Genomic DNA, 14703 nt, shown 5'->3' with positions numbered 1-14703 from the left:
TTTTTTATTTGTTCCAAATTAGCAACTGGATCGGTGTAGGATTATAAGCATTACATGGATTGTTTAATTGCGGACAATTGCTTATCAATACCATAGTCCGGCGCAAAGCAAGCAGTTCAACATACCGTCCCGGACCAGAAATTCCATCCGCAAATTCCAAATTCCCCTCCGGCGTAACAGGAACATTCATAAAAAAGTTCACATTTGGCGCCAAGTCTCTTTTGGTATAGTTTCCGCCATGTTGAGCCAAAAGAAGCATAAATGTATCACGGCAGTTATGCATAAATAAGGTGTCATGAGAATAACGCACCGTATTGCTCTGAGCAGAGCAAGCCCCACCTAGCGTATCGTGTCTCCCACATGTATCAGCAACGATTTTTAGCAATTCCTTTCCAGACTCTGAACGTAATATAGATCCCGTTGTTAGATAAATGTTTTTCTGAGCGGTAATTGTCGCTACAGCACTGTAATGATCTTCCGGATTTTCCGAATCAAAAAATAGCGTATCAACCGCTTGATTTCCTTCTAAATCAACGATCCGAAGCACTTGACCTGGAAGCAATTCACGCATCCACCCTGTTCCAGCCGGAACAATTGTGTTATATACGGCATTTTCTACTTTTCGAGGACTTTCTACTTGATTTAACATTGTTTCCTTTCCTCCCTTAATGATTTTTTGTATAACATCAACTCATTAATTGGTAATACTCCAATGTATTTTCAAACGCTCGCCGATTTTCTGGGCAAAAGTTAAGACAATAATCGTCCTGCTTTACAGTCTCAGCGTCATATACTTCCATCTTTACAGGTACAGAAGGATAAGAAGTTCTTGGATCTAACGGATTGGGCGTATTAGAAAGTATAAGCAATACATCCATTTCTGTTCGCAATGTGACCGTATCTCCTTTTTGGCAATGATCAACGACAAAATGCATATCTCCCCGATGGTCGCAATACACTTTTGAGAAAAGATTAACAACAGGAACTAAATCTCTCAGTCCCAATCCATTTCGAACTAGTTCCATCGCAAAATTTTCTTCTCCGCTGCGAAGCCAGTCATTTCGTAATTGTTGATAGGTAGTCACTCCATATTTGGCATCTGTCATTTCTCGAGTAGTATAACCTGAAACAGTATCATGCCAACCAACACTATCCTCGATAATACTAACCAACACCCGTCCGTTGTCACTCAACAGTACATTCCCCTTCGTCAAGTAAAACGTATGCTGGGCCTTTAGTGTATCCGGCATGTTATAACGTTCAAACTTATCCTTTGCGTTATACAGCAATAATGAAACATTTGCACCTTGATCGAGAGCCGTAAAACGAATACATTTCCCCTTTCCAATCACTCCAGACCACTTTCCTCCAGGAACTAACAATTTAGACCAGTATTGTTTCATGACCGGTAAACCTCCCTTTAAAAATGTTGATATATCAAGATTTCTTGGCCTCTCATGGGTGCCAAAAAATATTTTTCGACAAAATCCATAACATGTTCTTTCAGTTTTGTTGATATCTAACAATCCATAGGTACACTTCGCGACCACTACTCCTTTACTGAGTTAGAAAATCAAAAGGAGGCAACAACGAGACAAAAATTGTCTTCACTGACACCTCCCGGGCTTTTATCCCTCCGTGCACACAGTTTCTCACTGTGCGTTTTCTCTCGGACCAGACCAGATACTAATTAATCTGCGGAACCCTAGAAAACTTTGTTATTCATTTTTCTTTGAACCTAATCCACAAGACGCTGTCTTTAATAATGGAGGAGAAAGCATCTCATGGACGTGTTCTGTGAGAACCCCCACCAGGGCATGAGTCGTATTTATTTCCCATGCTCGGGCATCGCTCAAAGCTTACTCGCAGACGTTTTTAAAAATTAATGATGTAATAGAGAAATGATGTGCTTTTTCATTTTCATAAATCGTTCTACGTCTACGAGTTCTCCATCTTTGAATAATTGCAAATCTGCATCAATCTCTTCGACAATTCTCCCCGGCCTTGCTCCATGACATAAATCCGTTGCGAAAGAAAGAGGGCCTCATCGATATCATGTGTAATGAATACAATAGTTGTCTTCTCTTTTTTCCATATATCTAGCAATAATTTTTGCATGGATTGCTTTGTTTGCGCGTCTAAAGCTCCAAAAGGCTCATCCATTAACAACACTTCAGGTTGATTGGCTAAGGCCCGAGCGATCGCCACACGTTGCTTCATTCCCCCAGACAATTCCTTACTATATGAGTTAGCAAACTTTTCTAATCCCACCAGTTCTAAATAACGATCAGAAATTTCTCTCCTCTCTTTTTCCTTCATCCCTTTCAGCTTGAGCCCAAATTCAATATTTTCTCTTACTGTCAGCCAAGGAAAAAGGGTATACGATTGGAATACCATTCCTCGTTTTCTGCTAGGTCCTCTCACCTCTTCTCCCGAGACTTTCACACTTCCCGAAGTATGTTCTTCTAAACCAGCCAATATCCTTAAAATCGTTGATTTTCCACATCCTGAAGGACCAAGGATGGATACAAATTCTTCGTTTTTTACATATAGAGACACATTTTCTAACGCCTGAAATGAGCCGTTTTTTTGTTTTGTATATTTTCGATAGATTCTGAATTTCGATTTCAATTTTTGATTCTTGCGTTAAATAATCATTCTTTACTGCGCTCAGCATTTAAATTCCCCCTTCATTCAACCCAAGGAAATAACTTTTTATTGATAATTGCAAAGCAACGATCAATGATTAACCCTAACAGTCCAATTACAATAATGCCAACAAATATGGAATTCGTATCCAAAAAACGTTGTGCTTTCATAATGGTATATCCCAGACCACTATTGGCAGCTACGAGTTCCGCTACTACTAAATAAGTCCAAGCCCATCCCATAATGAGTCTCATAGTCGTCATTAATTGCGGAAGCATAGCAGGAATAATCACTCTCGAAATGACTTGCCAGCGGTTGGCTCCAAGAGTGTAAGAAGCGTAAAGCAAATCCTTGTGAACTTGGTTTGCATTATCCGCCACCATTAATACTACTTGGAAAAAACATCCTATGAAAATAACAAGAATTTTGGCTGTTTCCCCAATTCCAGCCCACACCATGATCAACGGAATGAAAGCAGCAGCTGGCATATAACGGAAAAACTCAGAAATTGGTACAACAAACGATTCTGCAAATTTAAATGTTCCTGCCAAAATTCCAAGAGGTATACCTAATAAACACGACAGTAAAAATCCCATAAACACGCGGTACACACTTATTCCAATTTCCTTCCAATATTCAACACTAAGCAAAGATAAAAATAACGCCTGAATGACACTTAAAGGAGAGGGAAGAAAGACTTCGTCAACGAATTTAAAGTAACTTAATCCAATCCAAACGCCCAGTAAAACTAGAAACGCTACCGCTACGCCAGTAAAGTACCATTGTTTAGAAATATCTTCACGGATTCTCAGCAACCTCCAATTGTTTCTTCTCTCCTGTCTCCATTCCATAAAATCAGCTCCTTATTTGTTTCTCCTAATTTCTTCATTGATGAATGTCTGATCAACTAATTGGTCCAAATCAGGTATTTCTTGAATAAAACCTAATTCTTTTAAGAATTCTGCATTTTTTCGAGCTGTATAATAAATCGACTGATACGTATTTCCTTCTTGAAATGCCCTTATGTTTTCCTCTGGCGAAAATAACTTAAATCCCTTCATCCCAGCGTCAAGTTCTTCTTTAGAGATCCCAGCTTGTTCAGCTATTAACTGGATCGATTCATCATAATGGTTAGAGAGATAGTTCACTGCATCAAACCAAGCAGCTACTATTTTTTGAATATCCTCCTTTCGAGTATTTAAGATTTCCTCTCTTACAACAAAAACATCGGCAATAAGTCCTGGAAAATCAGCGGATGTCACCAGCTTATGCCCCTTTCCTTTTTCCACTGCCATACTCAAGAATGGCTCCCACAACCCAGCCGCATCCAGCTTGCCAGCAATAAACGAATTCCCAGCATCTTGAACCGTCAAATTAGTGAATTTCACATCCGATTCGCTTAACCCAGCTTCTTTCAAAGCAGTAAGCATAAAGAAGTGCTCGATAGTTCCAATTTCTGTGCCGACTTTCTTTCCTTTTAAGTCAGCAACGGTCTTAATATCCTTAGTAGCAACTAGTCCATCTCCTCCCAATGAGTTATCAGTAATGAACACAACTTTTAAATCAACTCCTTTTTCAATAGGAGAAATCGTGTCAATGAGCGCTTGGCTGTTGGCATCAATTTTTCCAGTATTTAATGCAGAAAGAGAATCAGCATAAACCGGAAACCATACAAGTTCTACATCGACTCCATGCTTTTTAAAAAAACCTTTTTCTTCAACTAAATGCCACAAATACCAGCTGGGCAATGCACTAAACCCGATTTTGATCGGTTGACTTTTACTTCCATCCTCTTTCGTGCTGGTAGACGAATTTCCACAGGCTGTTGCCAATAACAAGATGATGGCTAAAAGATAGGTTACTCCCCAATTTCTTTTCATCTTTCTCACCTCGATAAACAATTTTGTTAAAAATAAAATGAGGGATAAAAAGCTCAAAAGTACTAAGTCCTCCCGGGCTTTTATCCCTCCGTGTATATAGAAAAACGCTTTAAGCGTTTTTCTATACGCTCTCTCTTGGACCAGACTTAACAAGACACTTTTTTTGCAATACACAGTTTATCTTGTTAACGGAACCCTAGAGAGCTTTTTACTATTCAATTGTGCAACCTTTCTCTTCTTTTCAATTAACAGTGTAAAAGTCAAAGATAAATCGTTCAATGAATTTGTTATATTTTCTAACATTGTTTTTGTATATTTTTTTACACAAAACATCCATAAGAAAAATTCTCTCTCCACCCATGCATGAAAATCAGTCACTCTTTCCCATAATGAATGAGAAACACAAACAGATTAAAAAGACGTTCTTTTTAATGGTGGTTCGACCCTGTGCATAAAACTGTTATAGTTCGTTTGGTGCCACCCATGTGAGCCCTTTCATTTGGAAAGGTGACTACGAACAGAAAATGCCTAACACACTTGATTTAAAAAAATCGATCAACGCATCGATCAGCTGTTACAACAATATTAAACAGGAAGTGGAACTTCTGATGACCATGCCCGGAGTAAAAAAAGAAACCGCCGCCGTCGTGATTGCCGAGATGGGAACCGATATGAGCGTACTCGAAACACCGGAGCGCGCCGCCTCATGGACCGGATTGACCCCCCAGCAACCATGAAAGCGCCGGAAAGCGAAAGAGTACGCGAACCACCAAAGGCAATCCCCATCTCCGATCGGCATTATGCGAGGCGGCATGGTCAGTGGCTCGATCCAAGAATCACCCATTAGCGAGGAATTTTTGGTCGTTGGCGTCCCGACGCGGGAAGAAAAAAGCACTCATCGCCACAGCAAGGCGAATGCTTACGATCATCTTTTGCATGATCTCCCGCAAGGAGCCGTTCCGCCACCCACAACTTAATTAGTATAGCCAAAAGGCGGACAGAATATACGAGATGCCCTAAAATCGGGCACCTCTGCTTTTCTATTGCCTTCTTTGGCCATTTTTCAGTATATCCGGCCCGATCAACGCGTATACTGATTTGGTCGAGGAGTGGGGATTTTCATAGAAAAATGGATCCAGCTCATTTCGAAATGGAATATATATTTTCATGATATTGCAATTGTGAAAAACATCCGTTTATATTTGTATTTTAGTCACAATAACAAAAACCATCCCCTTCTCTCCTTTGAAAGACGGGGATGGTGTATATGTTTAAAATAACAGTCCTTCTTCTATACCAATGTGATACATATAGTATAAACCATATACTATACTAACTAGCGAAACTACTTTTACAATGAACTGATAAATCGTTTGCTTCTGTTTCATCCATATAGATGCACATTGAAACATTAACGTCCGTATAAGTGGCTTCCACCCCGGTTATACTGCTCCTAGGTACTTCACGAAGAAAAGGAGCGGAAACGGAATGAAACGATTGAAAATCACCAATGACCATGGATGGACGCCACGAACCCTTCGAAAGGAAGAGAAAAAAATCAAAAACATTTCCCTGCGTCAACGCGTCATGGCCGTTCGCCTCGTCATGGAAGGGTATCTGGGGAAAGACGTCGCTTCCATGCTCAACCTGTGCCGCCAAAGCGTCGCATTTTATGTCTCCTTATTCAACGAAGGAGGGCTCGATCTCCTGCTCGATCGGAAATATCCGCCGGGCCGGGAGCCGTTTTTGACACTGGAACAGCAACAGGAACTGAAACAGACGATCTTGACCCACACCCCGGCCGAACTCGGTTGGGACATCGCTTCTTCTTGGAATACGCGGATTCTTCAGTCTTATATCCGCGAACACTACGAGGTGGACATGTACCGGGAAGGAATTCGCAAACTTTTACATCGAATGAGATTGTCTTGGACTCGTCCCACCTATACCCTGGCCAAAGGCGATGCCGAACAACAGCAGGCGTTTGAGAAACAAATGGATCTCATTAAAAAAAACTGATCACTCCCGATACGATTCTTTTATATGCCGATGAAACTCATGTCCGGTCTTATCAAATCCTGCGGGCCACTTGGTCGGAGGCAGGCCGGCAAAAACAAGTGCCCACGTACGGCCATCATGCCCACGTTTCTGTATTTGGGGCGGTGAATGTGCTCAATGGGGACACCGTTCTTCATCGAGCAGTCGCTGCGAATGCGACGACGTTTTTGGATTTTTTAAAGATCTTGAAGAGCCGTTATCCAGACCAGCTGATCGTGCTCGTGCTCGACAATGCCCGCATCCACCATGCCAAAATGGTGAGAGATTTCTTGCGCCAAGAAGGGGAATCGTTTCACTTGATCTTTTTACCTCCTTATTCCCCACAGCTGAATCCCATCGAACGCTTGTGGAAATGGCTCAAGGATGCGGTCATTGCCAATGTGTTTCACAAAGATCAAATGGATATTGACCAAGCCATTGCCCGGTTTATGGAATATATAGATCAACAACCGGAAGAGGTGCTTCGACGCTTGGGGTGTGCAGCGTGATGCAAAGGTTAACTTTTCAAGGTGCATTTATAATGGTTTGGTCACCTTTACCATACAGGAAATTTCGCATTTTTTGTACCCTTGATCAGAAAACAACCTGATTGTCAAGTATATTTTGTGGTGAAGAGCCTACTATTTTACAAAATTCCACTTTTTTTCATAGGACAGAACATACATAAGACCATCACTTCTAAGGCCTATTGCGCTGTCGTAAAATGAAAACACTAAAAAATTCACATACTCCCCCCTCCCTCATCCCATACTAAAGAAAAATCGACATCATTCGCATCCAGGGGGCGATCATGGAACAATGGATTCTCTGGGCGCTTGTTGCGGTGGGCATCGGTTTGCTGGGGCTCAGCTTCCGCGTTTTTTCACCAAGGGAAGTATGGCTTTCGTTTTTGCTCAATGCATATGCGGCGAGTTTTTTCGGTTCGATCGTGGCGGGGGCCGGGCTCCTCGAGTATCCGGTCCGTTTTTTTGCTTCTTATATAAATAACAGCGTCATTTTTGAATATCTTCTCTATCCGGTTGTCAGTGTGTACGTCTATGCCACCTCGCGCCGAGCGCGCTGGCCGGGTGTGGCGGCGCAATGCGCGGGGTATGCGGCGGTGCTGACAGCCCTTGAGGTTGTCTTTGAACGGCATACGGATTTGATCGAATATCATGGTTGGAAGTGGGAATACTCACTCGTTACAATGTTTCTGTTGACGTTGGCCGTTCGGTTGCTCGCTGGGCGAATGCTGAGACGAAATGAGTGAGCCAGCATGTCTATTTTTGCCCGTTTGGCGCTATACATATAGTATCATGTCCAAAAGGAGGCAAACGGGATGGTGCTGTTTGACATCAAACACCGCCTGTATTATGAAGCCATCAATTCCGCGCGTCCAAAAATGGCGCCGATCCGCCAAGACCGGGCGTGGGGGTATGTGTGGAAGAGCGTAAACGGTGAGCGGGTGAAGTTTTGGATCGATTTCCGGCGCGGGCGGTACATGTATTTTGAGTATGGGCGCAAGTGGTATCGGGTCGCGTATTTGCAGGCGAACGGAAAAAAGTCAGGCGATGACGTGTTCGATGGCGCGATGATTGATTTGACGGTGGACGGGCACCGGCTGCTGTTCATGAAAGGGCGCGTCGGCCGTCAAACGGCGCGGGCGGTATAAAGCAGGCGGTTGGCCCCTCTGCGGGCGTTGGGGGTCTCTTTCGCGATTGGTGCAGCGGGTGGGCGGCGTTCTAGTTTGGGGCAAACACAACTGGACGGAATAAGATCGTTGTTCGGCTGTGCATACTAGCAAAGTAGGCAAATTCTTCACAGGGGACGATAAGCCATGGACCGGATCCATTTGTGGGCGCTGCTTGTTGTTGGGATGATCTTGTTGTTTTTCGCCTTGCGAACCCCGCCAGTCAAGGAAAAGGTGATAGTGTTCCTGTTGAAAGCGTATTTTTCTACTTTTTTTGGGGTGATCGTCGTTGAAGACCATTGGCTTGAGTATCCCGTCCGGTTTTTAGGGCGCTATTTCGAGACGAGCGTTTTGTTTGAATACTTCCTGTATCCGATCATCTGTGTGTATTTCTATCAAACTTCCCGCCGCTCGCGCCTTCCTGGAATCATCGGCCAATGTGCGCTGTATGCCGCTGCGTTAACGGCTGTTGAGGTGTTGTATGAAAAGCATACGGATTTGATTGAGTATCATCGATGGACATGGATGCATTCATTTGTCACCATTTTTGCCTTATCGTTTTTCGTCCGCATGTTGATGAAGCTCATTGACAAATGGGGGCAGACGGTTGGCTGACTGGCGCAGGCGTTTGAAACGGCAGGCGGCAAGGGATCGTGTTCCCTTGCCGCTATTTTTTACGCCCACCACATCTCCGGCAGTTCTTCTTTGAACAGCACCTTTTTCAAAAGCGCGACGGCTTTGGACAGCCCTTCATCGATCGAAGCGAGCATGTCTTCATGCTCGATCGACAGCACGTAGTCGTAGCCGACGGCGCGCAGGGCGCTGACGATGTCGCGCCACATTTTTTCGCTTTGTCCGTAGCCGACGGTGCGGAACACCCATGAGCGGTCGAGGATTTGGCTGTAATGTTTCGTATCGAGCACGCCGTTTTTGCGGATGTTCGTTTCGTCTAGGTACGTGTCTTTCGCATGGACATGGAAAATCGCTTTTTCGCGGCCGAGCAGTTTGATCGCCTCAACCGGGTCGATGCCTTGCCAAAGCAGGTGGCTCGGGTCGAAGTTGGCGCCGATCGCGTCGCCGACATGTTCGCGCAGTTTGAGGAGCGTTTCCGGGTTGTAGACGACAAAGCCCGGATGCATTTCAAAAGCGATTTGCGTGATGCCGTGCTCCTTGGCGAACGCGGCTTCTTCGCGCCAGTACGGAATGACGACTTCTTCCCATTGCCATTTTAAAATTTCCAAGTAATCCGGCGGCCAGGAGCATGTGACCCAGTTCGGGTATTTGGCGCCGGGATGGTCGCCCGGGCAGCCGGAGAAGGCGTTGATGACCGGGACTTCGAGCTGCTCGGCGAGCCTGACCGTTTTCCGCCACGTGTCATGTGACTGTTTCGCGAACGTTTTGTCCGGATGAAGCGGGTTGCCATGGCAGCTTAACGCGCTGATGACGAGGCCGCGGTCGGCGACAGCTTTTTTCAGCGCTTTGATGTTTTCCGGCTGATCCAACAGCGCGTCGGGATCGCAATGGGCGCTGCCCGGGTAATTGCCGGTGCCAAGCTCAACGGCTTCGATGCCCATGGCGGCGACTTTGTCCAGCATCTCCTCAAACGGCAGCTGTTGATACAAAACAGTAAATACGCCTACTTTCATCTCGTTCTTCTCCCCTTTCTAGCGGTGTGAAGCCGGCCGGTCGGCGGCCGGCTCCGCCGTGTCGTTTTGTTTTGGCGCGCCGTTCGCGCCCGTGCTGGCCGCGCTGACGCCGCTTATTCCGCCACCCGCACCCACCGTTTGGTGCGATGGCTTTCCAAAATGGCGTCGACGATCGTCATCGTATGGTGGCCGTCAGCGATCGTCGCAAACGGCAGTTCCCCGAGCGCCTCACCGCGTTGTTTCCGGATGATGGCGCTGTAAAAATCACGGAACAAATTTTTCAGCCCGTCCGGCCAGCCTTCTTCATGGCCGCCTGGATAATGGGCGTAAGCGGCGGCTTGCGGCGACAAGAGTGCTGGATCGCGGACGATTTCTTCGTTCGGGCCGTTGCGGCGCCCGACCCAGAGGCGGTTCGGGTGCTCTTGGTCCCAGGCGAGCGTCATCTCATCGGCGGCGATTTCAAAATAGAGCCGGTTTTTGCGGCCGGCGCTCACTTGGGAAATCGTAAACGCCCCGTGGGTGCCGTCGTCAAAATGGACGAGCACGCTGCCGCCGTCTTCCGTGTCAATCTGGACGGGCTCGGCGTCTTGGTTGTGGCCGGATGTAAACGTGCTCCCTTCCTGCTTCGGCTTGTAGCGGACCGGATGGACAGTGCGCAAGTCGGCGAACACTTCGACGATTTTCTTGCCGAGCACGTATTGCACCGTGTCGCACCAATGCGAACCGATGTCGGCGATGGCGCGCGACGGGCCGTTTTGCGCCGGGTCGAGCCGCCAGTTGTAGTCCGTGTCATACAAGAGCCAGTCTTGCACATAGCCGCCGTACACGAAATGGACGCGCTTCGCCTCACGGGCAAGCCGCTCTTTCGCCTCGACAACGAGCGGGTAGTGGCGGTAGTTGAAGCAGACCGCGCTAAGGCTTTCGCTTTGTTCAGCGAGCCGCTTCAATTCCGCCGACTGTTCGCTGTCCATGGCGAGCGGCTTTTCCGACAACAAATGTTTTCCCGCCTCAAGCACGGCCTTGTTGATCGGGAAATGGAGGACGTTGCGCGTGCAGTTGTGCACGGCTTCGACGTCCGGGTCGTCCACCAAGGCGCGGTAATCGCCGTACGCTTTCGGAATCCCGAATCGGCGCGCGGCTTCCTCCGCTTTTTCTTGGCTGCTTGAAGCGATGGCGACAATGTTCACGAACGGCAGGCGGCGGAGCGCCTCAATATGGGAAGAAGCGGAAAAGCCCGTGCCGATAATGCCGACGTTGATCGGTTTCACTGCGTCACTCCTCCTTGTTTCGCTTTGATCGGCTCAAGCGGCTTGACGTTGCCGAAAACGATTTCCCCGCGGTTGACCGGCGCGGCCCAGCGGACGGCGTTGGCGATCACTTTCAGCACATCCGGGTGATGGTACGTCGGATACGTTTCATGGCCAGGGCGGAAGTAGAAAATTTTCCCTTTCCCGCGCGTGAACGTGCAGCCGCTGCGGAACACTTCCCCGCCTTCAAACCAGCTGATGAAAATCGTTTCGTCCGGCTCTGGGATGTCGAAAAACTCGCCGTACATTTCTTCCTGCTCAAGCTCGATGTACGGCCCGATCCCTTCGACGATCGGATGGCCCGGGGCGACGACCCAGAGACGCTCTTTTTCATCCGCCTCGCGCCATTTCAAATTGCATGTCGTCCCCATCAGCTTTTTGAAAATTTTCGAGAAATGGCCGGAATGAAGGACAATGAGCCCCATTCCTTCCAGCACGCGGCGGTGGACGCGTTCGACAACCTCATCTTTCACTTCGTCATGGGCGATATGCCCCCACCAGACGAGGACGTCGCACCGGTCGAGCACCTCGTCGGTCAAGCCGTGCTCCGGTTCGTCCAAGACAGCGGTCGCGGCGTCAAACCCTGCTTCGGCTAGGTAGTTCGCGATGACGGTATGCATTCCTTCCGGATAAATCGCTCTTACCTGTTCATCTTTCTTTTCATGGCGAAATTCGTTCCAGACGACAACGCGGATGGGTGTAGTCATTCATTGATCCCCCTTGGTTCTTTCGGCCTGCCTGTATGCGGCTAGGCCGAGTGTTTTTTGGAATGTTTCCCCATGTTCGCGACTCGTTGGGACGCCAGTGCGATTCATGGAGCGTTTCTCACCATTCGATGCGAACTTGCCGCCCTTTTTCGGACGATTCGTAAATCGCTTCTAACACTTTGGCGATCGTAAGCCCTTGTTCAGCGGTGCAAAGCGGCGGCGTGTTCTCGGCGATGCTCGTCAAGAAATGGTCAAGGAGCGCCACCCGTTCGCTTTGATCATCAAAATGAAGCGTGACATCGGCCGGAACGCCGTGTTCGTTGCGGAACCATTTCACTTCTTGGCGGTTGCCGGCGATGTTCCACTCCCAGCGCACGCCGCCTTCCGTGCCAAGAAATTCGACATATGCCCGCTCTTCTTCAATGTGCGACGCCCAGCTCGTCTCCAGCAGCACCGTCGCGTCGTTTTCGAGCTGGATGAACGCCGAGGCGAAATCTTCGACCGTATAGGCGGCATCAGGCGCAAACGATGTTCCCGGCCATGCCCCTTGGCGGCGCGGGCCGAACTTCGCGTACGTTTTCCCCGTCACCGCGACCGGGTTCGGGTTCCCGAGCAGCCAAAGCGTCACATCGAGCATATGGACGCCCAAATCGATGAGCGGGCCGCCGCCGGAGCGTTCGCGGTCAAAAAACCACGCCCCCCATGCGGGAATGCCGCGGCGGCGCACCCAGCCCGTTTTCGCGTAATAAATCTCGCCGAACGCACCGGATTGGATTCGCTCATGCAGCCATTGCGCTGCTTGGCGGAAGCGGTTGTTCAACGACACCATAAACTGTTTTCCCGATTCGTCACGGGCGCGGATGATGGCGTCCGCCTCTTCCGCTTTCGTCACCATCGGCTTTTCGCAAAGAACGTGTTTTCCGGCCCGCAAACTGTCGACTGACACTTGGGCGTGCAAAAAATTCGGCACGGTAATGATGACGGCATCGACATCTGGTGAAGCGAGCAGTTCCTTGTAGTCGCAATACACTTCGCGGATGCCGTACGTTTTCGCTTTCTCCGCGGCCGCTTGTTCATTGACGTCGCAAATCGCCTGCAAGACGACGCGCTCGGGCAGGGTGAGCGCCGCCTTGATATGTTCTTTGGAAATGCCTCCGGCTCCAATCAAGCCGAGGCGGATTGGAATCGTGTTCCCCATGCTTTTTCCCCCTTGCGTTTTATGTTTGCGGCTTCCATATTCCATCGCTTCCCCATCATTCGCTTGATGTAATCGATTACATCATCGCCAGAAAATCCGCCCGTCCCCCAGGACCGGAACGGGACGCTCTATCCAGTTTTTCAGACAGAGCGCCCGCCTCCACACGAATCGCGGATGACAAGCCGGTCGGGAAGAACGAGCTGGCGCCGCTCGACATCGATTCCTTCAATGAGCCGAAGCAGCAACTCCATCGCTTTTTGGCCGATCTCAAACATCGGCTGGGCGATGGTTGTAAGGCTCGGTTCAAAAATCGAGGCCATGTGAATGTCGTCAAATCCGACAACGGCTACATCGTCGGGAACGCGCCCGCCGCGATGGCGAATGGCTTTAACCGCCCCGATCGCCATCTCATCGTTGGCGGCGAAAATCGCGGTTGGCGGCTTCTCAAGGGCGAGTAGCTTGAGCGTCAAATGATATCCGGACTCATAGGTAAAATCACCTTCCTGCACGAGCGCCGCATCGACTTCGATCTCGTGCTGCGCCAACGCTTGATAATAGCCGCGCAGCCGGTCGCGGCTCAAAATAACGTCCATCGGTCCGGACAAGTGAGCGATGCGGCGATGGCCGAGGCGGATCAAGTGTTCTGTCGCCTTGCGGGCGCTGCTGATGTTGTCGATCGAAACGGTCGGGATGTCCGCCCCTTCCAAATACTCGCACGCCAAGACGATCGGAAACTGCTCCGCCATCTCTTCCATCAGCTCTTTGCGGATGCGGGCGGTCAAAAAAATCATCCCGTCGACTTGCCGCTGCGGCAGCAAATTCAAATACTGCTCCTCAAGCCGGACATCGTTTTGCGTATCGCCAAGCAGCACCTGATAGCCGTGCTTGAGGGCGACCGCTTCAATGCCGCGCAGCACCTTCGAGAAAAACGGATTCGTAATATCGGGCACGACGACGAGCACCGTCTCGGTCTCCATCCGCCGCAAATACCGGCCGAGCACGTTCGGCTGGTAATTCAGCGCTTCAATGGCTTCGAGCACGCGCTGCCTTGTCTCTTCAGTGACGTTGCCCGCGTTGCGCAGCACGCGCGACACGGTGGCCGTCGATACGTTCGCCCGCTTCGCCACGTCTTTTATGCTTGCCATTGGTCGTAGTCCTCTCGCTTATGTAATCGATTACATCACCATCGTATCGGAAAGACAGGACGGTTGTCAAGCGTTGTTTTTTCGATCCGTCTTAGACATGGTTTGCCCCTTTCTCATATAAAGAAATGGATTTTTATCATCCCGCATCGGGAAGACCTCCACTTCCACGCATAAGCGTAAGTATGGGATGAATCGATGCCCCCCACCTCCAAGCGCAAGCGTAGGTGGGACAGCGTTCAACACTTCGTCTCTATAAAAGACGTATCACATGATGAATCCAAGCATTGTCCAAGACTAGCGCACCCCCGCTCTTTCGACAAGAACCAAAAGTTCAGGAACATTTGTGGTGCTGGCAGGTCGGTGCTTGGATGACGGGAAGCCAATACAAAACAGAATCTTGGCAAAATGGGGTATACTGAAAGTGAGAAAGTCGAGTTGAAAAAA

At 48.6% G+C, this 14703-nt stretch carries 15 protein-coding genes, 1 pseudogene and 2 riboswitches; of the genes and pseudogenes, 6 read left to right on the top strand and 10 right to left on the bottom strand.

The genetic code is table 11. From position 1 onward, the window contains the following. Window positions 1-4 precede the first annotated feature (4 nt). The 5 genes from I656_RS07690 to I656_RS07710 all read right to left on the bottom strand — a co-directional run bounded on the left by I656_RS07690 (window position 5) and on the right by I656_RS07710 (window position 4529). Window positions 5-649 (bottom strand): urea amidolyase associated protein UAAP2, encoded by a 645-nt coding sequence (locus tag I656_RS07690; RefSeq protein ID WP_020755145.1) that lies wholly within the window; start codon window positions 647-649, stop codon window positions 5-7. A 37-nt stretch (window positions 650-686) separates the two neighbouring features. Beyond that, window positions 687-1403, bottom strand: coding sequence for an urea amidolyase associated protein UAAP1 (locus tag I656_RS07695; protein ID WP_033005667.1), 717 nt, complete (start codon window positions 1401-1403; stop codon window positions 687-689). Between the two features lie 212 nt (window positions 1404-1615). Continuing rightward, window positions 1616-1720, bottom strand: a riboswitch (guanidine-I (ykkC/yxkD leader). A 218-nt stretch (window positions 1721-1938) separates the two neighbouring features. Continuing rightward, complete coding sequence (locus I656_RS07700; protein ID WP_020755143.1) at window positions 1939-2631, bottom strand: ABC transporter ATP-binding protein; 693 nt, start codon at window positions 2629-2631, stop codon at window positions 1939-1941. A gap of 59 nt (window positions 2632-2690) precedes the next feature. After that, window positions 2691-3500: an ABC transporter permease gene (locus I656_RS07705; RefSeq protein ID WP_020755142.1), complete on the bottom strand. Its 810-nt coding sequence runs from the start codon at window positions 3498-3500 to the stop codon at window positions 2691-2693. A 12-nt stretch (window positions 3501-3512) separates the two neighbouring features. Further along, window positions 3513-4529 (bottom strand): ABC transporter substrate-binding protein, encoded by a 1017-nt coding sequence (locus I656_RS07710; protein ID WP_033005684.1) that lies wholly within the window; start codon window positions 4527-4529, stop codon window positions 3513-3515. Window positions 4530-4596: 67 nt separating this feature from the next. Then, window positions 4597-4740: riboswitch (guanidine-I (ykkC/yxkD leader) on the bottom strand. Between the two features lie 333 nt (window positions 4741-5073). Here I656_RS07710 and I656_RS17950 point away from each other — a divergent pair. From I656_RS17950 to I656_RS07735, 6 genes and pseudogenes are all read left to right on the top strand, one after another. After that, window positions 5074-5510, top strand: a pseudogene (locus I656_RS17950) (transposase); the annotation flags it as partial. A 507-nt stretch (window positions 5511-6017) separates the two neighbouring features. After that, window positions 6018-6548 carry a winged helix-turn-helix domain-containing protein gene (locus I656_RS07715; protein ID WP_020755138.1) on the top strand — a complete coding sequence of 177 codons (531 nt, stop codon included), beginning with the start codon at window positions 6018-6020 and terminating at the stop codon, window positions 6546-6548. Further along, entirely contained in the window at window positions 6545-7075 is a 531-nt protein-coding gene (locus I656_RS07720) for an IS630 family transposase (protein ID WP_015375204.1), read from the top strand. Before I656_RS07715 ends, I656_RS07720 begins: the two co-directional genes overlap by 4 nt. Window positions 7076-7377: 302 nt before the next feature. Beyond that, the gene (locus tag I656_RS07725) at window positions 7378-7836 is read left to right on the top strand and encodes a CBO0543 family protein (protein WP_020755136.1); all 459 of its coding nucleotides are present in this window, start codon (window positions 7378-7380) and stop codon (window positions 7834-7836) included. Window positions 7837-7905: 69 nt separating this feature from the next. Further along, entirely contained in the window at window positions 7906-8238 is a 333-nt protein-coding gene (locus tag I656_RS07730) for a hypothetical protein (protein ID WP_020755135.1), read from the top strand. Window positions 8239-8403: 165 nt separating this feature from the next. Then, window positions 8404-8871 carry a CBO0543 family protein gene (locus tag I656_RS07735; protein WP_020755134.1) on the top strand — a complete coding sequence of 156 codons (468 nt, stop codon included), beginning with the start codon at window positions 8404-8406 and terminating at the stop codon, window positions 8869-8871. Window positions 8872-8930: 59 nt separating this feature from the next. On the opposite strand, the gene I656_RS07740 is transcribed toward I656_RS07735, so the two are convergent. The 5 genes from I656_RS07740 to I656_RS07760 form a co-directional block, all read right to left on the bottom strand. Further along, window positions 8931-9902, bottom strand: coding sequence for a sugar phosphate isomerase/epimerase (locus I656_RS07740; protein ID WP_020279282.1), 972 nt, complete (start codon window positions 9900-9902; stop codon window positions 8931-8933). Between the two features lie 113 nt (window positions 9903-10015). Further along, window positions 10016-11170 carry a Gfo/Idh/MocA family protein gene (locus I656_RS07745; protein ID WP_020755133.1) on the bottom strand — a complete coding sequence of 385 codons (1155 nt, stop codon included), beginning with the start codon at window positions 11168-11170 and terminating at the stop codon, window positions 10016-10018. Continuing rightward, a complete protein-coding gene (locus I656_RS07750) occupies window positions 11167-11916 on the bottom strand; it encodes a ThuA domain-containing protein (RefSeq protein WP_011231598.1) in 750 nt (249 codons plus the stop codon). Before I656_RS07750 ends, I656_RS07745 begins: the two co-directional genes overlap by 4 nt. Before the next feature lie 118 nt (window positions 11917-12034). Further along, the gene (locus I656_RS07755; RefSeq protein WP_033005682.1) at window positions 12035-13114 is read right to left on the bottom strand and encodes a Gfo/Idh/MocA family protein; all 1080 of its coding nucleotides are present in this window, start codon (window positions 13112-13114) and stop codon (window positions 12035-12037) included. Between the two features lie 140 nt (window positions 13115-13254). Next, window positions 13255-14259 carry a LacI family DNA-binding transcriptional regulator gene (locus tag I656_RS07760; protein WP_020755131.1) on the bottom strand — a complete coding sequence of 335 codons (1005 nt, stop codon included), beginning with the start codon at window positions 14257-14259 and terminating at the stop codon, window positions 13255-13257. Window positions 14260-14703: the final 444 nt, after the last annotated feature.

The organism is Geobacillus sp. WSUCF1 (assembly GCF_000422025.1).
In the GTDB taxonomy this organism is placed as follows: Bacteria; Bacillota; Bacilli; order Bacillales; family Anoxybacillaceae; genus Geobacillus; species Geobacillus zalihae.
Note: the sequence above shows the minus strand (reverse complement) of the source record. Positions and strands in the feature narration are given on the sequence as shown.